This is a genomic window from Methanococcoides sp. LMO-2, from assembly GCF_038432375.1.
GTDB classification, from domain to species: Archaea; Halobacteriota; Methanosarcinia; order Methanosarcinales; family Methanosarcinaceae; genus Methanococcoides; species Methanococcoides cohabitans.
Genome location: NZ_JBCAUS010000007.1, coordinates 244,001 through 264,453 on the forward strand (window position 1 = coordinate 244,001; position 20,453 = coordinate 264,453).

Below are 20,453 nucleotides of genomic sequence, written 5' to 3' on the forward strand. Positions count from 1 at the left end.
TTATTCCTCCGCTTTTTCTCCCGTCTTCTTCTTGAGCTCATAGAGCTTGTTCAGTGCATCCATGGGGGTCATATTGTTGATATCAAGATTCTCAAGCTCCTCCACCACAGGGTCTTTCTCGGCAGGAGCGGAACCTTCCGGATCGAAAAGCATGAGCTGAGTGTACTGTGCAGACCTTCTCCTTTTGCCACCCTTCGAACTGCTCTCCTTGCTGATGGAGCTCTCATCCTCGATATCCTGCAGTATTTCCCTTGCCCTCTGGGTCACCTTGTGCGGCACACCTGCAAGCCGGGCCACATGTATACCATAGCTCTTGTCAGTAGCTCCGGGTACGATCTTGCGCAGGAACACGAGGTCATCGCCATCCTCCTTCACTGCGATATGATAGTTCCTCACCCTTTTCAGGTCGGACGAGATATTGGTAAGCTGGTGGTAATGTGTTGCAAAAAGTGAGCGTACGCCCACACGTCCTTTGTTGTGAATATACTCGACCACAGCTTTTGCAATACTGTAACCGTCATAGGTACTGGTACCCCTGCCGATCTCATCCAGCAGGACAAGGCTCTTCGGGGTTGCGTTGTTCAGGATGTTGGCAAGCTCCACCATCTCCACCATGAAAGTACTCTGCCCGCTTGCAAGGTCATCGAAGGCCCCGACCCTTGTGAACACCCTGTCCACGATACCCACTGATGCGTGGGAAGCAGGTACAAATGAGCCTGCCTGTGCCATTATTACAATTAGTGAGACCTGGCGCATGTAAGTGGACTTACCGGCCATGTTGGGTCCTGTTATCAACAGGAACTGGTTATCCACACAGTCCATTTCCACATCATTGGGAACAAAACCGCCGGGAACCGACCTCTCCACCACCGGATGCCTGCCCTCGCGTATAAGTATCTTGCAATCGGATGTGATGTTGGGCCTGACGAAATTATTGTTAACCGAGACCTCCGCAAGGCTCGTGACACAGTCCAGCTGCCCTATAAGGCCTGCAATGGTCTGCAGCTGTGCTGAATGCGAGGCAACGGTGGAAGTGATATTGGAAAATATCTCATACTCCAGCGCTGTTATCTTCTCATCTGCAGACAGGATGACATTCTCCCACTCCTTGAGTTCGGGGGTGTAGAACCTTTCCGCGTTCCTCATGGTCTGCTTGCGTATGTAATCATCAGGAACCTGCGAGATGTTCGTCTTTGTGACCTCGATGTAGTATCCGAACACCTTGTTGTAGCCGACCTTGAGCGACTTGATACCGGTCCTGTCACGCTCTTTCTGCTGGAACGATGCTATCCATGACTTGCCCCCACTGGACATTTCCTTGAGCTCGTCCAGGGCCTCGTCATAGCCTGCTTTTATCATCCCGCCTTCCCTGACACTTACCGGAGGCTCCTCCACTATGGAACCGTCTATCAGCTCCACGATGCTGTCAAGCTGGTCAAATCCGAGGAGGCCGTCCCTGATGTCCTTAAGCATCTCGCAGATGGCATCGCCTTCAAGGCTTTCCGTTATCATGGGAACTGCCTCAAGGGACAGTTTCAGTGCAACAAGGTCACGTGCATTGGAATTACCATACATGATCCTCCCGATCATGCGCTCGATGTCCTTCACAAAGGAAAGATGGGATCTGATATCGAAGCGGAGCATGGTATCGTTCGCCAGCGCCTCCACGGCATCAAGACGGTTGTTGATGGAATCCACATCAATAAGCGGCTTCAGGAGCCATTTCTGGAGCAGCCTGCCGCCCATTGGTGTTTTGGTATCATCCAGGACCTTCAGTATGGACGTGTCATTTCCTTCCCCGCGCACGTTCTTCACGATCTCAAGGTTTCTCAGGGTGATGGAGTCCAGCACCATGAACTCGGAGTCGGAATACGTCTTCAGCTCGCTCACATGCCCGAGTTCCCTCATCTGGGTGCTCACCGCATAATCGAGGGCAGCTCCTGCAGAGGATACTGCGTAGGGCAGGCCATCACAGCCCATTCCCTCAAGGGTTGATACCCTGAAGTGCTCCTTGAGTCTCTTTTCAGATGCAGGGATATCAAATGCCTCTTCCTCGAACTCGTGCACAACGATCCTGAGCTCTTTGAGCCTGTCAATAATATGAATATTAGAATACAATTCAGAAGGCAGGATACATTCCGAGGGCCTCATTCTTGCAGCCTCACTGGCGATCCTGTCATACGGAGGTGAATCGGCGAACTGTGTGGTCAGGAACTCACCTGTGGAAACATCCAGGAATGAGATGCCGTAGTTTCCGTCCCCGCCTGCAACAGACATGAGATAATTATTGGAAGAATCCGTGAACATTGAGCTATCAATGGCAGTGCCCGGTGTAACAACTCTGACGACACCGCGCTTCACAACACCCTTTGCCTTCTTCGGGTCCTCAAGCTGTTCACAGATGGCCACCTTGTAGCCCTTTTTGATAAGACGCGGGAGATAGTTATCGATGGCATGATAGGGGATCCCCGCAAGAGGCATCTTCTCGCCGTCCCTGTCCTTACCCCGCGTGGTCAGCGTTATTTCAAGTTCCTGCGCAATTGTCTTTGCATCTTCCCCGAAGGACTCATAGAAATCCCCCATCCTGAAGAAGATCAGTGCATCGCTATGTTGCTGCTTGGCATCATAGTACTGTTTCATTGCAGGTGTTAATTTATTCATTCTTGCTCCACGCTGAATTGGTCTGGTGAATTTATCAGTTTGTTGGTATTTTTGTTTTTGCATTGCAGATGAATTCTCAATCCACTTCGACCTGCGAAAAATGTCTACAATCTACCCCCCGATGTACATCAATTCCTGCACATAAGGATCACTTTAAAGATGGGTATCAATGCATTCTTCGAAAACGGAAATAATCTTTTCTATAAACGAGTCAATTTTATCGTTATCAGAATGGGCAAAATTAATCAAAAATTGCTCACCTGTTATCTGGAGCTGGAAGCTTGAAATGAGATATGGAGGCGTTTTAGCCACATATAGCTATCAAATGACATAATTTCACTATGAAGCTAAAATTAGCGAAGTACTGAAGTAGGATGTTATTTCGGTTTCCTGATTTCTACCACAATTTTACTGTAAAAATAGGATGTTCTTGTGTTTTCAACTGTTCTCTTTCAGTTCGATGATGTGGTCAGAACATATTTAAAATGTGATAACGCTAGGAATATAATGATACATCTTAAAGATGTTAGTGGGGTTCAGCCAGTCTTGACGGAATAACTGAAACCCCGTGCCCGGAGGCAGGTTAGTCTTGTTGTTTGTACTATATAAGCGTAGCTTTGCCTCTGTAGTTTATGAAATGAGGTAAAAAAATGAAAAGAAAAGACGGATTATTAGTGGTATGTATTGCCATGGTCTTGTGTCTATGTCTGATACCATCAGCAATGGCTACAACCGAAGAGCAAGAAGTCGTCCCAATTAAAGACGCTGCTCAGTTAAAGATGGAAGAATTGGAAGCTGAACTGGGTGAAGAAGGTATGCAAAAAGTTGAGAGTTATTTGGCTTTGCAAGCTTCTTTGCCAGATGTGGTTAAAAATATGCCTTATAGAGCACTTGCTTTTGCTGGAACTCAGGAGGAAAGTAGATCTGTCACTTTTAAGTATATCGATGGTTTCGATGTTTCTGAAAAAGAGAAAGAGCTTTATAAAGCTGGCATTGAAAACATCTGGAATAGGTATCCAGAAAAAATTACAAAAGATGATTATAAGTTTATGAGTGAGATAGGTCCTATGTTAGTTGCAGAGTCTTTAGAGGGGTACGAACCTGTTTCTGTGAAGTGGGCTTCTTCGGCACATCAAGACTATGCTTACTATGCTTGTGATGGGTCCAGTTATAGAAGCTATGCACAAGATGCAGCAGATGATCCTGATAATGGTATAATGGATCCACTACCGGTATTGAGATACTACAATCACTATGAAGATGGAGCATTGCATGTGGGAGGAGCCCCAGGTAGATGTGATGAGTTTGCTGACAGTGCGATTTTTGCAAAAAATAATGGATACCAAGCAACTGCTCACCAAAGATTTGGTTACTCAAGCCATTATTTAACTGATCCAGGCATTCCTTTCCACAGTACGGGTGTGGTATATCAAGGTGTTGATACTGTTTGGAATGGTTATGAGAATTCATACCATTACAACTATGAGAATTATGTGAGCGGCAATTGGACTTCAGGATATGATTTCCAGTATTATGTGAGAAACAACTATCAATCCAATACAGTGACTGATCCACAAACTGCAGTCGAAGATAATGCTGAACACAGTAGTCAGTATTTTGACTATATATGGACTGAAATGTACAACGACCCTCAGAACTTTGGAAGCGATATGTATGTAGCCTATTATACTGCTCAGTGCGTTCAGGAGACTGCAAAATACACGCATGGGTTATATGACTACATAATGTGAGGTAATCTTGGATGAGAAGTGAAATTAAGAAGGTGCCTTGGGAGGCATCTCTTTTCTTTATTGGATGGATTTGGCTAGGATGGTCAATGTTCGGAATGACTTTAGCCAACATGTACTTGTCTGATCCCATTTTAGATATTTATCACCTAGTCATACGCGTTATTTACTTGCTTCCATTGTTTGTTATTGGATTTAAAGTATTTAAAAGTAGAAACATTATGGGTCTGCCGTTGATTATCTGTTCTGGAATAATTGGAATTTGGGCAATCGACCTGCACATGAAGATAAATCTGGGATTTGACTATTTCGGACAGGTCAGCGAGATACTACAGATGGCATTATTGCTAGTGTTGCTAGTAGCCGTACCGGTAAGTTTCTACATTTATGCTCGTTCTGTCGGATGTGATTACACTAGAAATTTAAAGATTATTTTGTTTTTTTCTGCAGTAAACGGTATAGTGCTTGTTTACAATGGGCTATTTGGAACATTTGGTATTAATAGTGAACTCGTTGGAATTCAGATGTTCTTTTTCTTGTTAGTGTTAGGACCGGTATTAGGGGGGTTGTATATCTGGGAAGTTATGCAGAGGGATAACTGAATAATAATCAAATTGGAAACTTAACCTCTAATAAAATACAATGCTAATAATCAGGACCTTAAGATCCACACCGGGCTTGGTGCACTGGATGGGATCACGGTGCATCAATTGTTTTTGATATGAACAAACACAAATTAAAATATTTAAAAGTGGATTAGGTGTCCTGATCAAAATTCATCTCTTAGTTCTAGTAACCATGGGCTTTATGGATTATATCTTGTAAGATTCGGAGATTTGTATGAGTTTGTTTAGTGAATTCGTGTCGAAAGCTAAGAAGAAGATGCCTTTAGAGGCTCTTCTTTTCTTTTTGTATCATATTTGGCTTTCTGTTATAGGTTTAACGATGATTGTCGTGATTGGAACAGGAATCCAGTATGGACTACATACATATACATTAGTAGTGACGCTAGGATTATTTGTTCTGTTTTTTGTGCCGATCGCCGCCATTGGGCAGAACATTGTAAAAAACATGAAGGATGTTAGGAGGGTTTGGTGCGGTATACCTTTGCTAATTGTTGGTATAATTCAAACTGTGGCAGCTATAATTGGACACGCTAAAGTCATGGTCTATGAGACTCATCCTGATTCGTTGATATATGCCTTGATGTCCCCCATCCAGAGATTTGCACAAATTGCAATTGATCCTATAATTGAGGATATATTCTACATGGGCTTCCCGTATAATCAGCTGCCTCTGATTATATTCTATATTATCCTTCTTCCTCTCAGTCTGTTTATTTACTTGCTGCCTTCCATAGGCTATGATAGGATGAGGATTACAAAAGAGATGAAACTAATTGCCCTATTACCATTTCTTTGTATTGCTATCCCAGTAATTATACAGACAATTCGGATGAGTTTAGGATTGATCGATGAAATTATGATCAAATTTTTCTGGGTTGAGATATCCTCAAATATTATCCGAATTGGCTTCCTGTTAATGCCTGTCCTCGGCATCTTGTATATTAAACATTACAATAAGATGAGCAGAGTTTTATGGAAGAATCCTAAGATCAGTGCAATTCTAAACTTCAAGAGGTTAGTATGCAAAGAAAAAAATCCGGTTAAAGTAGCACTTGTTCTCATCTTGGGTATGGTCATATTGTTGGCTGCGGTAGTCGCAGTTATAAACATTACAACAAACCCTTGGTTTGACGATGCAAAAATGACAATTCACAATCATGATAGTATTGGACATAACATTAAACTCGAGATTATTGATAGAAGTGGAGACCTGCTTCACAACGAGTAGTATTATGCCCAACCAAACATACTGAAGACATACCATTATCCGTGCCGGAAATAGGAGACTATACATATAATATATCATCAGACGATCGATTTGTTGAGAGTAGAAAAGTTACAGTTGATGTTGTTAGTGAACGATTGATATTTACAATCACAAATGAGTCGTATTATATAAAAATTGAAGAACTTTCATGATTCCAATTCTACATGGATTTGGGGTTCCCAAATATAAATATCAAGCGTTCACGAAAGAGAAGGGAGTCAGTGGAGAAATATTGGTCCTGAAAAAAGAGTAATGCGGAGAGAGGGAATCCACACTACCCTTTTAAAATGTATCATTCCGAGAAAGCAAGGTATCCCGGAACTACAAGGTTTACCACCGGTACGATCATCAGGACGCCTATCCATTTTGATCTGCCAAGGTTGCCTGCCATTTCACCCCAGATGTACATCAATACAAGGACGTTGACGTATGGGATCAGCATGCCAAGGAAATACCACAGGGACTTCCTTGCAACCCTGCACATGAGTACAACGTTAAGGAGAGGTAACCATGCTATCCAGCTATTCTCCGTATTGGTTTTTATTGCGATCCTTTGCAACGAATAGGAATAGTATACATATAGTCCAAAAACTAACACAATAAAAATTAAAATCAAAGTTTCATCAAACATTTATTATCAGTCCATTACTTATCTTGCAAATATCTCAAATATGCTCACAAAAATATCCAGGATCATCCTCAAAAATTCAGCAGTAGCAGTACTAATTCCCTTCATTCAATTTCCTCAGCTTCTTGTGAGTCATAGATTGTATTCACAATATAGATGCATCGGTCTATTTTTCGACATGTTGAATACATTCCAACTGTATATAAATTTTAGCTCCGATGTACAACGCTTTCAATGTGTCCTCAATAAAAACAGTAGCACTTGTAATATTCAAAAAAAGAGAAAAGAAAGCATCAGGAAGATGAACTTCATCCTTCTGCTTTGAAAGAAAATAAGGAAAGGATCATGTCACATTGATGTCCATTCCTTTTGCCTCTGCCTTCACATCCGGATTGTAGTAAGAGTAGGCACTGCTCTCCTGTACCATTGCCTTGACCGGGAACATGGCCCTCATCTGCATTGAGAACTCAATTTCCTCACCGGCCATCATCTCATCGATATAGAGCACGACCTTGCGGCCTGCGATCTCATACCTCGTGATGGTGCCATCCTCCTTGAGCTCCTCAAGGCTTGCAGATACCGGTGTGAAACCAGTAGGCACCGCAATATCCACTATCATCATACCACTGGACTCGACAACACCACGGATTCCCGGCATTCCATTGTACTTCAGGCGCACATCGACGTTCACAATGTCATCCACAGCAACATCGGTGGAATCGTATTCAACATCCAGCTCGATCTCCTCATGCTCAATGATCTCCGGAAGGATCACATTGAACTTCCTCACAAGCTGGTAGTTGAGCTCACCGCTTCCCTCGAGGGTCATGTTGACACTTTCCACACCCTCCGGAACCTCGATGATGTTGACCACATCGTAGTTCTCGGATGTGACCCTGAGGCTCTTGAGTTCCTCTCCATCTCCGGTCACGGTAATGGTAGCATCCACATCCCTTCCTGCAGTTGCTGCAGCAGTCATCAGTGCCCTGAAAGCCATGACGGTATCCTGGGTGCTTGAGAAACCTCCGTTGGAATTACGCTGTGCTGCGATCCATTTGAGGGATGAGCTTGCTGCAGGGTCATTGACCTCTATCAGGGCAAGGGTTGCATAGGCTGTGGTCTCAACGTTCTTGCTTGAGACAGGATAGATTCCATAGCCTCCGTACTCGTAGGGTTCCGGAACCACGTCATCATAACCCCAGTACATGCCATTCTCATCTTCCTTTGCCATTGCAAGCAGTTTTTCTCTTGCCTCTTCTGCCCTCTCGCTCTCAAGCTTTTCAAGGGCAAGCGTTCCAATTGCAAGAGTGTATGGGTCATCCTGAGCATCCAGGTTGTCCTCAAGATATGTGAGGGCACTATCCATGACCTCATCAGTGGCATAGCCGTACTCATCCAGTGCAAGTGTGACGTATGCTGTCAGGGCATAGGTACCGCTGAGACCACCCATCATGTCCTGGTGAATAACGAATCCCACGGATTCCCAGGAACCGTCCTCCTTCTGGTGTGAGATGATCCAGTCCGCTGCTTCACTGAGAATGTTCTCGTCAATGGTGGTGACATCCCTGGCACCGCTGAACTGTGAAAGCACGAACGCCGTCAGCCAAAGACTGCCTTCGGGGTCGCTTTCACCGAATGCGGAGAAGGCACCGTCAGAATGCCTGAAGGTCAGCTCCCTCTGGTAACCGGTGATTATGTATGTCTGTGCCTTGGCCTCGATCTCCGGGTTCTGCTGTCCGGTAGCCTTGAGGTACCTCAGCACTTCCACATCGGTTGAGAATAGCATCATGTTCTGCTCACCACAGCCGTATGGCATGCCCAGAAGGTCATCCACACCTGTGATGGTCTGTGCCACAATGCTTGGTGTAAAGCTCACCAGCACCTTTTCGGAATCCGGAACGATGTCCTCAGGCAACGTGGTATCCAGTTCAACGGAACCCTCCTTGAGGATGCCATTGTCCACGATCTCCCTTGTGACACCTTCAGCCTCGACGATCACTGTCTTGCGAACAGCATCGGCCTTCTCTGTGGTCTGTCCTGTCAGCTCCACCTCCTGGACACCTACTTCCGTGGGCCTGATGGTAAAGCTTGCATGGGTCACACTGTTGGCGTCCACACTGACCTTTACAACATCCTCGCCCACCAGATCGAACCAGTCCGCACCGGAAAGTGTCAGCTGTACGTCCTGAGGTTTGTCAAGATAGTTGTAGACCTGCACCTGTACAGGGAACTCTTCCCCGCGGATCACCGCATACGGAAGGTCAGGATCTATGAAGAAATCCTGGAACACTGTCAGGCCTGCTTCGGAAATTCCAATACCCTCCTGACTGGAGGACACTGCATGCAGCCTCCAGGTGGTGATGGAATCCGGTGCGTTCAGGTCAAGGGATGCCAGTCCGTCTTCATCCGTCATGATATCAGGCATCCAGATCCACGTCTCAGGGAAGAACTGCCTTACCCTTTCCGGCTCTGCAAGTGGAGTTCCTGCATCTGAATCAGTTGGTTCCATGGGAGCTGCTGCAGGAGCTTCCATCATAGCTTCTTCCTCGACCATTTCCATGTCGTCCATTGCGAACATGCGGTCGACAAAACCACCCTCAGCAACTTCGGTCTGACCCTTTGGAACATCAAGGCCACCGGATGCTAGGACGATCAGTCCTGCATCATCAATCACATCACCTGCAGTCTCCTGATACCAGTAATAATTTGGATGAGCTTCCACCTGCGGTTCCATGAACCTGAGCTCAAGCTCATCGAAGACCTGCTTCAGGTTGAGCCTGCCCTCGCTCAGTGCATAGACAGATTCATCGACTATGGAAAGACCGATCATGGACTGAGTGCCTGCATCCAGCTCCACTGAGACATTGTCTCCGGGAGCCACGGTTTCCTTATCGAATCCAGAAGACAGGTCCACCTGAGTGCTGAACTGCACATCGAATGGCAGGCTGTCGGCGGAAACCTCATTGTTCGGGTTGATCATGTAGGCGACCACTTTTGCAGTGGGGCTCATCTGTGGAGTGACAGGAATACTGATCTGTGCCTCATCGCTGGTAGCAGAATAAACGGTCCTGCCGTTTGCGAACACATCGTAGAAAACCGTTCCCTTGTTGGTGGAATATACCTTGAAGACGATGTTCTCTCCAACCTCAGGCGTGCCCTCGCTTACCTGGCTCAGATGCAGGAAGCTCGCACTCGGGGAGTACACGGAATTCAGGTGATCGGAAACATCGACGCCTTCTGAGCTGACAGAGATATCCATCTCCAGAGCATCCTCTGGTACTTCCAGTGTCACAAGAGCGACACCGTTCTCAGTGCTGACGATCTGCTTCTGCTCGTCCCAATCATAGTTATCGTCAAGGAAGCTCACAACAAGACTTACGTCCTTCTCAAGTGGTTCCCCTCCGGGATCCTTTGTGACTATTAGTACCTGAAGAGGCATTCCCGGCTTGATGGAATCGGACTCAGGGATCATCTGGAGAACCAGCGGTGACTGTGCGATGGTCAGCAGTTCGGTGGTCTCCTCACTGTGCCCACCGGTGTCTGTTACTGTGACATTGAGCATGACACTGCCCTGTCCGGCGGCTCCATAGGTACCTGCAACGTACTCTGTGGGTGGAAGCTCGAACTCAACTGAACCCTCCTCAAGTGAGCCGCTGAAGGTGGCATATTCCTCCCAGACACCCACATATTTCATGGCCTCGATCTCAACTTCACCCTCAACATCCTTTCCGAAGAAATACTGTGCAGAGACCGTACCTGTAATCGGGTCATCCACAAGGAACCAGCTCTTCTCGGTGGAAGCTTCCACATCGAACTTCGGAAGCACATATTTCTCCACCCTGATGTCCACCTGTGACATGGATGAGCCTGAAGTTGCCTTTACCTTCCAGGTACCAAGGTTCAGCTCGGAAGCCAGCGGCAGATCAAAATATGCAACACCGTATTCGTTGGTGGTAAGATCATCCTTGAACACCTTCACACCCTTGGCATCCGATATCTCCACGGTGGTGTTCTGGACCACAGGCACAAGGTTGTTGTTCAAGGAAAGAAGACGCACATGGATGGTCTGCCCGGGCTTGTAGATCGGCTTATCGGTCTCTATGAAGATAGGATTGTTCTGCACCACCTGTATGGTCGTCTCGAAACCGGATTCAGCACCCACCGGGGTTGCAGTAAGCGTGTAACTGCCTTCCTCGACCTCCGGGACATCGAACTTCGCAACCGAGTTACCGGAATCGGAAGTAGCGGCCTTTACCAGCGGCACCACTTCGCCTGAAGCACTTGTAAGCGTGTACTCAACACAACGGCTCACAGGCGCATCACCAAGGAAGGACGACATGGTCACAGAGCTTTCACCGCCTGAGAAGAATGCCTTCGGGACAAGTATCAGGTACTCATCCTCTGAGGAATAGGTACCTCCTTCTTCACAGGACAAAGCCTCGTTGGCTGGTGGATAATCCACATCCTCATCCTGACCTATACAGCCCGCCATCACAATACATGACAGCAGGAACAATACGATGAATGATTTTTGCACAATTCCAAAGGGTCTCATTTTAGCACTCCCGCAAATTAGATCATTATTATCTAAAGAGAAAATTGGAGCCTATACGGTATAAACTTAGCTTAAACTTCGAAACTGTTCGAAGTTATAGGAGAGATTTATGCGAAAGGATAGTAATCGAGCGCATGCTCAGTATTACTTTAAAATTATATGTACGTGAAGGATTCGAGTTCGGAGACTATGCAACAGACCACTCTCGTCGATAGTCCTGAAGTCTCAATCTGGATGGAACAGGAACCCGGTAGTTCAGGTGTCAGTGTCATCAGTCACTTTTTCCGCCACGTTCTTACTGTTTTCAGTTTCCGTAGCCTTAAATTTACAGGTAACAAAGTTGTCAGAGCCGGTCTCATTAGTGCAGCGGCTGCAAACAGGAATGTAAAACTCGTATGAGCTAGTTGGATAAATGCATTTTTTACAGAGCTTGAGCAATTTCCGGAAGTTGGTCATGATAATCAGGTTGATGCTTTGACTGGTGCTGCGTCGGTGTTGATGAGGAAGAAGTTCTCATCTTATACTGTGGTGCAATAAATTAGCATAACTATAAATATTTTTATACCTTTTTGAGATTCTGCATAGGTGTAGTAGTATGGGTTTGTATGAAAGAATTGTGTCACATTTCCCTTTCATTGGTACATCTGTCGAATCTATAAAGGTTCACATTGGAGCATTTGTTGAATCTATAAGGATTCGTTATTTTAAAAATCGTTTTGATTGGGTATTTTTCAAGGATTATTTTCTACCCTTTTTCATTATTCTTTTGGCATCATGGCTTCTCACTTATCTTGGATGGTGGAATTCTAATCTAAGTAGTGCACAGTATCTTGTAAGTGCAGTAGTTCAAGCAGAAGCCGCGATTCTTGCTATTATTGTAACATTGACACTCTATGTAGTCCAAAACGCGCAGTCATATTCTCCACGAATAACTGAGTTCTTTATGAAAAGAGACAAGAATCCACATTTCTGGAGCATTGTTGTAATTTATTCCTTTGCTTTAATCTACGGAGTGTTTATTTTAAAAGCTCTAAAAACTTCCAATTCTGATGCCGTTTCAAATTTGCAATACAGTCTTTGGGTTGTGTGTTTGTTGGGAGTACAGGCGTTTCTGTCTTTGAAAAATTATGTTATTCAAACGTTGAATCTGTTGAAACCCACTGAGCTCATCAATCAGTTGGCGGACGACATCAAAATTGATTGTTTTTTGTATGAGTCCGATTTCCCGACAGACGTAAAACAACAAGATGTTTTGTTGTTTCAAAATGAAACAATAATGTCAATTGTCGATATAATACACACAGCGATACTTAATCATGATACCGATATGTCTGTAAAAGGTGTGGATCAGCTTTCGGGACAGGTTATGCATGAAATTGCAATACAGAAAGATGGGAGTGGGGATTACAACAATTTATTAGCCGTCATCAACGGAGTCCTAGCAGATTTGAGCAAGCTTGCGATTAAAAAAAACAACTACATGTGTGCTTCAAAAATTGCAGAATCTACGATATCTATTGGAATTGAAGCCTATAATAAAACGGAGGATTTAAAATTCTTACGATCTCAACACGGTATTGTAGTTGAGAATGTAGCTTATGTATTAAATTCATTTGAGAATGATTATCTTGCCTCTAAAATATTATATTCGACTTCTCTTAGCTATGCAATTGTTGCTAAGAAGGATAATCGTGAACTCTCCGAATACTTTATATCTTCTATCGAATTGGCCGGGGTATCAGCAATTGGTCATCTAAATGTGAACACCACGAAAGCAGCAATATTTTTAATTTTGCTTTTTGGTACAATATCAAAAAAGAATGATAATGCAGATATGTTCGATATCTGTGACGAGTCCGCTAAAAGAATTATTGATGCTGCTGTGAGGCATGGCCAATTTTCAATGTTAAGTGATGTTAGCAGACACTTGTCAATCTATGATACTCAAATTCAAATAGTTGTTGAAAAACGAGACAATGGTAACTACATGTATAATGGAACAATATATTGACCTCGAGCCATTGTCGTACTTGCTTTGTTAACACTGGTAACTTATTTTTTATTGAATTGGCCGAGCGATTCGACCATTTTTGTATAACCGGATGCGGCAAATCCAAATACCAATATGATAAATGAATTTTCCATCGATACTTCATTTAGATATGGTATTTCAAAAGTGGTTGCATTCGAAAGTACTAACAAAAAGCCCAATATCATCGCAACGGTTCCGATTATTTCTCGAATGTCTCTCTGTGCTGCATTGTTCTCTTTTCGAAACTCTTTTCGAATATTGTTATTCTTCGCCAAACATATTCACCTTTTTTGAATTAATACAACACAATAAAAATATGTTCTAATATTTATCTTTTCTTCAAATGTTCTTGGTGTTATTAGTAGAGTTCTGACAAGAGGTATTGGGAACATTGGTGATAATTTTATATAGAAGTTTAGCAAAAGGAGTGGTTGATATGACAGAAGAGTTGCTTTATAATCATCTGCTCCACCAGTATCAAACCGAGTCTGAGAAAAGCCGCGATATTGATGACAAGGCGAAGTACTTGGCGACTACATCTGCGATTATTATAGGGTTGCTGATAAATGCAATTGGGTATTTCGAAATATCTCCTCTTCTTATATTGATAATGACATTGCTTTTGATGTTCTTGTCGTTGAGTATAGTCATTCCAATAATGGCAATCTTCCAGACGTTTTTCCGTAGCATGGAAAAAGAAGATGATGTTGCGAATGTTGTTGCTTTTCTTGACTCGGTGTACATGCAAAACGAAAAACTTGTTGGCGATCTGATGTGGGATATCAGTTCAAAACACAACAAATTGAGTGATTTGAATGCTAAAAAATCACGTTTGTTGTTTTTAGGATATGCATCCTTTACTCTGGCATTATTCTCAATGAGTGCGTTTTCTGGTTTATTGTCTCAAACTGGACATACGTCTTTGTATATTTTGATAATTGTTCTTTGGGTTATAGGATCCGCTGTAATTCTTTCCTATCTCGACAAAGTTTACAAAAAAATCTGAATGGAACTTTTTAGGGTTTAAATACTAATAAAGATATATCCATTGTTAACGGTGCTAACATTGGAAAACAGATTATTATCTCAAAAGATCCTGAATCCCAAATTTGTTCATACCGCCGGAGGCCTTCTAATCAAGGATGTCAAACTCCTGGCTTCCGGCGAATGGACGGATAGCAATGTTCAAACTCCGCTTTTCTACACTCCTGAAGCTCTCAAAATATATGCTGAGAACTGGGAAGATCATTCCACGTGGCCACATCATGCAGGCGTGGTTCAAAAAAGAAAATCAGTCCATAAGATGAAGACCGGCCTGCTTTGCACTTTCCAGAAGTTCAGTGTCTTTAACTACGTCACGGGGAAGATCAAATCCTGCAACGACCAGCCCGTCCTTGATCTCCATTCCCAAGTAGGTCTTCAGGACGTCAGCGAACTCATCGGATACGTTCTCATAGGATGCCTTTTCAGGATCACCCTGGGACCTTACGATCATGGCCTTCTTCCCGACAGGTATCCTTGGTTTCAGGTCAGCGTCCACAAGTGCGTAACAGCGGTCAAGAAAAAGCCTCATCTGGCCTGAGAACTGCAAGAAATATATCGGGGCGCCGAAGACGAAACCGTCTGCTTCCTCTATCTTGGTGTAGACACCTGTCATTTCATCCTTGATCTTGCATTCCGGCATCACATTACAAAAACCGCATCCCTGACAGCCCTTGAAATTCAGGTCATTGATGTAGATAATTTCCGTCTCAGCACCGCTCTCTGCAGCACCTTCAAGCACTTTCTGCACTACCGTGTCCGTGGTCCCGTTCTTACGGGGACTTCCTACAATACCCAATACTTTCATGATTCCACGCCCTTATAATAAAGTAAATATGATTGATGATTGTTTTTAAAGTTATCTAAGGATATTCAACGTCTATTTCACAGTACGTAAAAGTGAGAATTAAATGACAGAAGAAAACCACAGGGACCAAAAGCAGAAAGATAAGCCGGAGCATGAGCAAGAACTTCCCGACGATGAAGATCTCGATGAGCTCATGGTAAGAACAGCACGATCACAGATCCGATCGGACTACAGGCGCAGCCTCGGATGCGAGAACTCCCGAAGGTGCATGGACCTGAAGAAAAACAAAAAAGATGAATGAGCCTGCTCATTCGATCTTCTGACAAAACCGGTTTTCAGACAACCAGTCTTTTCTTCATCATATTCACCGAGACCACGAAACCTATTGCACAGACAACCACTATCCACAGGAGATTTCCCAGCAGGAACAATCCCGGTGCTCCGAAGGTCAGTGCTCTTATTATGATCACAACGTGGGTCAGTGGCAATATTGCCAGTGCAACATACTGGATGATCTCAGGCAGTACATCAAGAGGGAAGAACGTTCCGCTGAACAGGAACATCGGCGTAATGAAAAGCAGTATCGGATAATTGATGGACATTATGTTCGGCGTGACCGCTGCAATGGTCATTCCAAGGCATGCGAAGAGCAGGCCTGCAAGAAAAGCGAACGGTATGACCAACAGTGAATGTGGAAAACTGATGAGCCCGAACAATGCGATCACAGGAAGCATCAATGTTGCACTTATCGTGCTGCGGGTAGCACCCCACAGCAGCTCCCCGATAATGACATCCTCGATGCTCAAAGGTGTTGCAATGATGGAATCGAAGGTCTTCTGATAGTACATCCTCACATAAGAACCGTAACTGCATTCGAAGAATGCACCATACATCACAGAGACCGAGATCAGCGCCGGAGCTATGAACTGCGCATAGGGCACACCGTCTATCTCCTCGATGAACAGTCCAAGCCCGAAACCCATTGCAAACAGGTAAAGCAGAGGTTCAATGAACGGCGGCAAAAAGTTGAGCTTGACGTTCTTCATGAAAACGTCCTTGTTACGCCTCCAGACCTTGATCGCCCCCGGCGTCAACTCCGGGATCCTGAAATACATGCCTATACCCATCGATCTCACTCCCTCAGTTTCCTGCCCGTAAGCTTCAGGAACACATCCTCAAGCGTCGAAGCCCTTGCAGTCACACTGGTAAGCTCACATTCCGACAACAGATGGTCCGTCACTTCCTGCGGATTATCCGTATATATCTGAACCTCATCCCCCAGGACCTCATAGTCTGCATTATGTGTTTCAAGACATGAGATCACGCCGGGATCAGACTCGGTTTCCACTATGGAAGGCCCTATGATCTCATCGATCATCTCCTGCGGGCTGCCTTCCACCAGTATCTTCCCATAATCCATGATCACAAGCCGGTCACACAACTGAGAAGCCTCCTCAAGGTAATGCGTGGTAAGCACAATGGTCACACCTTCCTTCTTGAGCCCCTTGAGCCTGTCCCACATCAAATGTCTGGATTGCGGATCCAGCCCCACCGTAGGCTCATCCAGAATCAGCAACCTGGGCTTATTGATCAGCGCCCGTGCCAGCACCAGCCGCCTCTTCATACCCCCGGAAAGCGACTCGGTCATCGTATCCTTCTTCTCCTCCAGATGCACGAACTCCAGAAGTTCATCTACTCTCCTTCTGGCCTCACTTTCAGGAATGTCAAAATATCGTGAAAAAACAAGCAGATTCTCATAGACAGTAAAATCTGGGTCCAGATTGTTCTCCTGCGGAACAACACCCATATTGAACTTGATCTCACGCTGCTTCCTACTAACATCCATCCCGAAGACCTCCAGCTTACCCGAGGTCATGGGAGAAATGCACTGTATCATCCGCATGGTAGTGGTCTTACCCGCACCATTGGGTCCCAGGAAGCCGAAAACCTCTCCCTCTTCCACAGAAAAGGCCACAGAATCCACAGCCAGGAAATCCCCGTATACCTTTTTCAAATCCTCAGCTACGATAACAGCAGTAATGATACATCACCAATCCTTATTCTTAATAAATAATTGTGATGAGACTTGATATAGATTTCTCATTTTTCTTATTATGTCTATAAAAATGAAGGATTTAATGGCTCTGTAGAAATCCTCAACCAAACTAAACATGCAATGTTCTCTTAAAAGACATTTTCCTGTTTGAAATGTACCTTACCTCTCTCCAAAAAGATTCGTATCAGATGCAGATGCATATCATCGCTACCCACATTTTCATAATACAAGAACATGTTATCATCGTTGGAATGATTGCGAGAGGACAAACTGCCACACATAAAATGGGTAAAGGAATGCCCTTGATATAGATCATTAGTTCGCATAATTTCCAGTTCGTGGGTATGACCGCAAAAAACGTATTCAATTTTATGTTTTTGTACAAAATCGATCAGTGCTGCGGAATTTTTCAGGGGGCACTCGTCAGTACCCAAAATAGAATAATGTGTGATCAACAAAGGCAGGTCATATTCAATCTGTTCAATTTCTTTTGAAACAGCATTCAGGATCTCTTTTTCAACATATCCATCATCACTGTATAGTTCATTGGTATCGATACTGATAATCAATACTGTTTTTCCATTTATCGAAATGGACTTGATGAAATTTATATCGGTAAAATAATCCTCAACTCTGGTAATTTCCCGGTCTAAAAAAATGTTTTTCTTGCGTGTTTTTATCGTTTCAGAGATAGAGATGATCTCAGAATTGTCAATGTATTTCCGGAAGAATTCATGAGATCGCATATTTCGTTTGTCATGATTACCCCAAGTGGAGATGACATTTTTACACTTAATGGCTTTTAGAAAGCGACCCGCTTCAGCGCACTCATTTTCCAGGCCATCTGTCGTATTGTCTCCGGTATTGATGACGATATCGGCATCAAATGAATTGATTTTCTCCAGCATGATCTGATCGTCTCCATCCCAATGGCGAGGACCGAAATGCAGATCAGAGATATGTAAAATATTCATGTAGTCCTCCTTGTTATAATTGCTTTAAATATAGAATAATAAAAAGATAATCTATTCCTTTATGTTAATCATGTTCGCATAGAGTAAAACATGATTGCTTAATCAGCAATCAGATAAATATAATAATTGAGCCGATTTCAAAACTCCATTTTCATTCTATTCCGGCACAACATGAAACATGCAGTATCTAATAGGTCTTTAAACACTACATTGAGGATCTCTACAGAGCCGATTTAATCTCAATATAGAAAATCAATAGAAATGTAAAACGAAAAAGTCCGCTTGAGCAGAGCAAAAAGGACGCGGACTGCCGAGTCGGAATTTGGATTTGATGGGGCCGCTGAGATTTGAACTCAAGTCGCAAGACCCCCAGCCTTGCAGGATGGACCAGGCTACCCTACGGCCCCACGGGGTCGAACTATAATAAGACTTTTCAGTATATCATTCTTTCTGAAAAAAAAGGTAAAAAAGAGGGTGAAAGTAAAGCTTTAAGCTTGCTCCCACTGCTCATATGCGTCTACGATCTCCTGTCCTTCAAGGAACACGAGGTCATGCAGACGGGCATATTCCATTGCATCTTCTTTGGAGAGGGCCTTGCCGTTTGAATCGTCAAGCATCTCACAGACCACCATTGCAGGCGTGACATCAGCCATCTTTGCAATGGCAATTGAGAGTTCGGTCTGTCCCCTGCGCTCATGGACCAGTCTGTCAGCTGCACGCAGAAGTGCAACGTGTCCGGGTGTACGGAACTCTGAACCGAAGTCCACATTCTTGCCATCGAGGACCTTTTCAGTAATATTTGAGAGCTCGTTTATGGTCAGTGCCCTGTCATTGTCAGGAATTCCTGTTCTGGTCCTCCTGTGGTTCACCCATATGGAGAATGAGGAGCGGCTGTCGTATGCAAGGTCTCCACCTCTCTCGACGGTAGTTCCAAGAGCAGGGTAATTTTCAACCTCATCACGGAGGATATCGGAAATGAATGGAAGGCCAAGTTTTTCGGATGATTCGCTATCGAGAGCAACACAGATCAGTCCGCCACCGTCCCTGCGCATCCAGCGCACGTCATCAGGAGTGACTGCTCCTGCAGCGATCACAAAATCGGTCTCTCCTTCACGGCTGTCGGAATCGAAGATGAAGAACATCTCGCCGTTCTGTGCGGCCTTCAATGCTTTGTTGATGTTATCAGTGTAATTTTCATTGGAACTCATAGGATCACTCACATGCGCTTCGGTCTTCTATTGTAATCTTTACTTCATCCCCGTCCTTGAGCTTCAGGGTCTCCCTGAGATGGACCGGGGCAATGATCTCCAGCAGATCATGGGGATAATGTGAACGCTCAGGTGTCACCACTGCAGCGCGAATACCTTCGATCTCCACAAAGTAGCAATTACAGCTTCCGAAGGTACGCTGACCGTTGGTGAAACCGGATATCTGGATCATGTCCTTCCGGCCGGTGTTCTTCTGTACGTCTGCACTATGATCGGTAAGTCTCACATTAAGGGTGCCCGGATAAGGTACAAAGTCCAGCTTTTCCTCGAACTGGGAACGGTAGCCTTCCTGAGCAATGTAGTACTGGCCTTCCCCAAGACCTGTTATCACATTACCGTACAGCTCCACCTTCTTTTCATCTCCACAGAAGATGTGCCTGTAATCATTATACTCCTTTTCAAGCCACGTGCGACCCTCATTGGTAATGGAGATCATCTGGCCTTCAGGGATGATGCTGCGCTTGATCAACCCTTCCTCTTCCAGCTGTTTTAATGTTCTTGCAGCTGTCTTGGAGCTGGTGGAAGTATATTTGGTGAACTCACTGGACGAGATCTTGACAGGTCTTTTGAGTGCACCCAGAAGGGCAAGGTGTTTCAAAGAATTTATGCGATGCATTTTGTTGTACCTTCATCGGCTCAAATATGAGATGCATCTCAAATATGAGATGAAAGGAAATAAACCTTTTGTTGAACAGGAGCTATAAATCAGAATGCTTTATAAAACAATAAAGATATATTTAGTTTCAGTTCCCGGATGCCATACATGCAACGGGACACAAGGTCAACGCC

The 20,453-nt window shown here is 44.4% G+C and carries 17 protein-coding genes and 1 tRNA gene; 7 read left to right on the plus strand and 11 right to left on the minus strand.

Features of this window, described 5'->3' with window-relative positions:
• Complete coding sequence (mutS, locus tag WOA13_RS11175; protein WP_342127976.1) at positions 1-2,661, minus strand: DNA mismatch repair protein MutS; 2,661 nt, start codon at positions 2,659-2,661, stop codon at positions 1-3.
• A 650-nt stretch (positions 2,662-3,311) separates the two neighbouring features.
• On the opposite strand from mutS, the gene WOA13_RS11180 reads away from it, so the two are divergent.
• The 3 genes from WOA13_RS11180 to WOA13_RS11190 all read left to right on the plus strand — a co-directional run bounded on the left by WOA13_RS11180 (position 3,312) and on the right by WOA13_RS11190 (position 6,263).
• Positions 3,312-4,412: a phospholipase C/P1 nuclease family protein gene (locus WOA13_RS11180; protein ID WP_342127977.1), complete on the plus strand. Its 1,101-nt coding sequence runs from the start codon at positions 3,312-3,314 to the stop codon at positions 4,410-4,412.
• Between the two features lie 11 nt (positions 4,413-4,423).
• A complete protein-coding gene (locus WOA13_RS11185; RefSeq protein ID WP_342127978.1) occupies positions 4,424-5,011 on the plus strand; it encodes a hypothetical protein in 588 nt (195 codons plus the stop codon).
• Positions 5,012-5,249: 238 nt separating this feature from the next.
• A complete protein-coding gene (locus WOA13_RS11190; RefSeq protein ID WP_342127979.1) occupies positions 5,250-6,263 on the plus strand; it encodes a hypothetical protein in 1,014 nt (337 codons plus the stop codon).
• A gap of 331 nt (positions 6,264-6,594) precedes the next feature.
• On the opposite strand, the gene WOA13_RS11195 is transcribed toward WOA13_RS11190, so the two are convergent.
• Together WOA13_RS11195 and WOA13_RS11200 are read right to left on the minus strand one after the other, a co-directional pair.
• A complete protein-coding gene (locus tag WOA13_RS11195; protein ID WP_342127980.1) occupies positions 6,595-6,861 on the minus strand; it encodes a DUF5684 domain-containing protein in 267 nt (88 codons plus the stop codon).
• A gap of 412 nt (positions 6,862-7,273) precedes the next feature.
• The gene (locus WOA13_RS11200) at positions 7,274-11,485 is read right to left on the minus strand and encodes an alpha-2-macroglobulin family protein (RefSeq protein ID WP_342127981.1); all 4,212 of its coding nucleotides are present in this window, start codon (positions 11,483-11,485) and stop codon (positions 7,274-7,276) included.
• Positions 11,486-11,674: 189 nt separating this feature from the next.
• On the opposite strand from WOA13_RS11200, the gene WOA13_RS11205 reads away from it, so the two are divergent.
• Complete coding sequence (locus tag WOA13_RS11205) at positions 11,675-11,884, plus strand: hypothetical protein (protein ID WP_342127982.1); 210 nt, start codon at positions 11,675-11,677, stop codon at positions 11,882-11,884.
• 196 nt (positions 11,885-12,080) lie between these two features.
• Positions 12,081-13,496: a DUF2254 domain-containing protein gene (locus tag WOA13_RS11210; RefSeq protein WP_342127983.1), complete on the plus strand. Its 1,416-nt coding sequence runs from the start codon at positions 12,081-12,083 to the stop codon at positions 13,494-13,496.
• Positions 13,497-13,537: 41 nt separating this feature from the next.
• Here WOA13_RS11210 and WOA13_RS11215 read toward each other — a convergent pair whose 3' ends face one another.
• Positions 13,538-13,792, minus strand: coding sequence for a hypothetical protein (locus WOA13_RS11215; RefSeq protein ID WP_342127984.1), 255 nt, complete (start codon positions 13,790-13,792; stop codon positions 13,538-13,540).
• 161 nt (positions 13,793-13,953) lie between these two features.
• On the opposite strand from WOA13_RS11215, the gene WOA13_RS11220 reads away from it, so the two are divergent.
• Positions 13,954-14,523 carry a hypothetical protein gene (locus WOA13_RS11220; RefSeq protein ID WP_342127985.1) on the plus strand — a complete coding sequence of 190 codons (570 nt, stop codon included), beginning with the start codon at positions 13,954-13,956 and terminating at the stop codon, positions 14,521-14,523.
• Between the two features lie 285 nt (positions 14,524-14,808).
• On the opposite strand, the gene WOA13_RS11225 is transcribed toward WOA13_RS11220, so the two are convergent.
• Entirely contained in the window at positions 14,809-15,366 is a 558-nt protein-coding gene (locus WOA13_RS11225) for a flavodoxin family protein (RefSeq protein WP_342127986.1), read from the minus strand.
• Positions 15,367-15,469: 103 nt separating this feature from the next.
• On the opposite strand from WOA13_RS11225, the gene WOA13_RS11230 reads away from it, so the two are divergent.
• A complete protein-coding gene (locus WOA13_RS11230; RefSeq protein ID WP_342127987.1) occupies positions 15,470-15,667 on the plus strand; it encodes a hypothetical protein in 198 nt (65 codons plus the stop codon).
• Between the two features lie 34 nt (positions 15,668-15,701).
• Here WOA13_RS11230 and WOA13_RS11235 read toward each other — a convergent pair whose 3' ends face one another.
• The 6 genes from WOA13_RS11235 to WOA13_RS11260 form a co-directional block, all read right to left on the minus strand.
• Positions 15,702-16,493, minus strand: coding sequence for an ABC transporter permease (locus WOA13_RS11235; RefSeq protein ID WP_048206242.1), 792 nt, complete (start codon positions 16,491-16,493; stop codon positions 15,702-15,704).
• Between the two features lie 5 nt (positions 16,494-16,498).
• Positions 16,499-17,380: an ABC transporter ATP-binding protein gene (locus WOA13_RS11240; protein ID WP_342127988.1), complete on the minus strand. Its 882-nt coding sequence runs from the start codon at positions 17,378-17,380 to the stop codon at positions 16,499-16,501.
• 170 nt (positions 17,381-17,550) lie between these two features.
• On the minus strand, positions 17,551-18,396 hold the full coding sequence (locus WOA13_RS11245) for a metallophosphoesterase family protein (RefSeq protein ID WP_342127989.1): 846 nt from the start codon (positions 18,394-18,396) through the stop codon (positions 17,551-17,553).
• Between the two features lie 332 nt (positions 18,397-18,728).
• A tRNA-Pro gene (locus tag WOA13_RS11250) sits at positions 18,729-18,803 on the minus strand.
• 81 nt (positions 18,804-18,884) lie between these two features.
• Positions 18,885-19,604 (minus strand): 3,4-dihydroxy-2-butanone-4-phosphate synthase, encoded by a 720-nt coding sequence (ribB, locus tag WOA13_RS11255; RefSeq protein ID WP_342127990.1) that lies wholly within the window; start codon positions 19,602-19,604, stop codon positions 18,885-18,887.
• A 4-nt stretch (positions 19,605-19,608) separates the two neighbouring features.
• On the minus strand, positions 19,609-20,280 hold the full coding sequence (locus WOA13_RS11260; RefSeq protein WP_342127991.1) for a winged helix-turn-helix domain-containing protein/riboflavin kinase: 672 nt from the start codon (positions 20,278-20,280) through the stop codon (positions 19,609-19,611).
• Positions 20,281-20,453: the final 173 nt, after the last annotated feature.

What these genes read in the sequence shown, in the direction of transcription:
- WOA13_RS11180 (WP_342127977.1), top strand. Translation starts at nt 3,312, where the DNA reads ATGAAAAGAAAAGACGGATTATTAGTGGTATGTATTGCCATGGTCTTG.
- WOA13_RS11210 (WP_342127983.1), top strand. Translation starts at nt 12,081, where the DNA reads ATGGGTTTGTATGAAAGAATTGTGTCACATTTCCCTTTCATTGGTACA.
- WOA13_RS11245 (WP_342127989.1), bottom strand. Translation starts at nt 18,396, where the DNA reads ATGAATATTTTACATATCTCTGATCTGCATTTCGGTCCTCGCCATTGG.
- mutS (WP_342127976.1), bottom strand. Translation starts at nt 2,661, where the DNA reads ATGAATAAATTAACACCTGCAATGAAACAGTACTATGATGCCAAGCAG.
- WOA13_RS11205 (WP_342127982.1), top strand. Translation starts at nt 11,675, where the DNA reads ATGCAACAGACCACTCTCGTCGATAGTCCTGAAGTCTCAATCTGGATG.
- ribB (WP_342127990.1), bottom strand. Translation starts at nt 19,604, where the DNA reads ATGAGTTCCAATGAAAATTACACTGATAACATCAACAAAGCATTGAAG.
- WOA13_RS11225 (WP_342127986.1), bottom strand. Translation starts at nt 15,366, where the DNA reads ATGAAAGTATTGGGTATTGTAGGAAGTCCCCGTAAGAACGGGACCACG.
- WOA13_RS11230 (WP_342127987.1), top strand. Translation starts at nt 15,470, where the DNA reads ATGACAGAAGAAAACCACAGGGACCAAAAGCAGAAAGATAAGCCGGAG.
- WOA13_RS11185 (WP_342127978.1), top strand. Translation starts at nt 4,424, where the DNA reads ATGAGAAGTGAAATTAAGAAGGTGCCTTGGGAGGCATCTCTTTTCTTT.
- WOA13_RS11190 (WP_342127979.1), top strand. Translation starts at nt 5,250, where the DNA reads ATGAGTTTGTTTAGTGAATTCGTGTCGAAAGCTAAGAAGAAGATGCCT.
- WOA13_RS11220 (WP_342127985.1), top strand. Translation starts at nt 13,954, where the DNA reads ATGACAGAAGAGTTGCTTTATAATCATCTGCTCCACCAGTATCAAACC.
- WOA13_RS11260 (WP_342127991.1), bottom strand. Translation starts at nt 20,280, where the DNA reads ATGCATCGCATAAATTCTTTGAAACACCTTGCCCTTCTGGGTGCACTC.
- WOA13_RS11200 (WP_342127981.1), bottom strand. Translation starts at nt 11,485, where the DNA reads ATGAGACCCTTTGGAATTGTGCAAAAATCATTCATCGTATTGTTCCTG.
- WOA13_RS11235 (WP_048206242.1), bottom strand. Translation starts at nt 16,493, where the DNA reads ATGGGTATAGGCATGTATTTCAGGATCCCGGAGTTGACGCCGGGGGCG.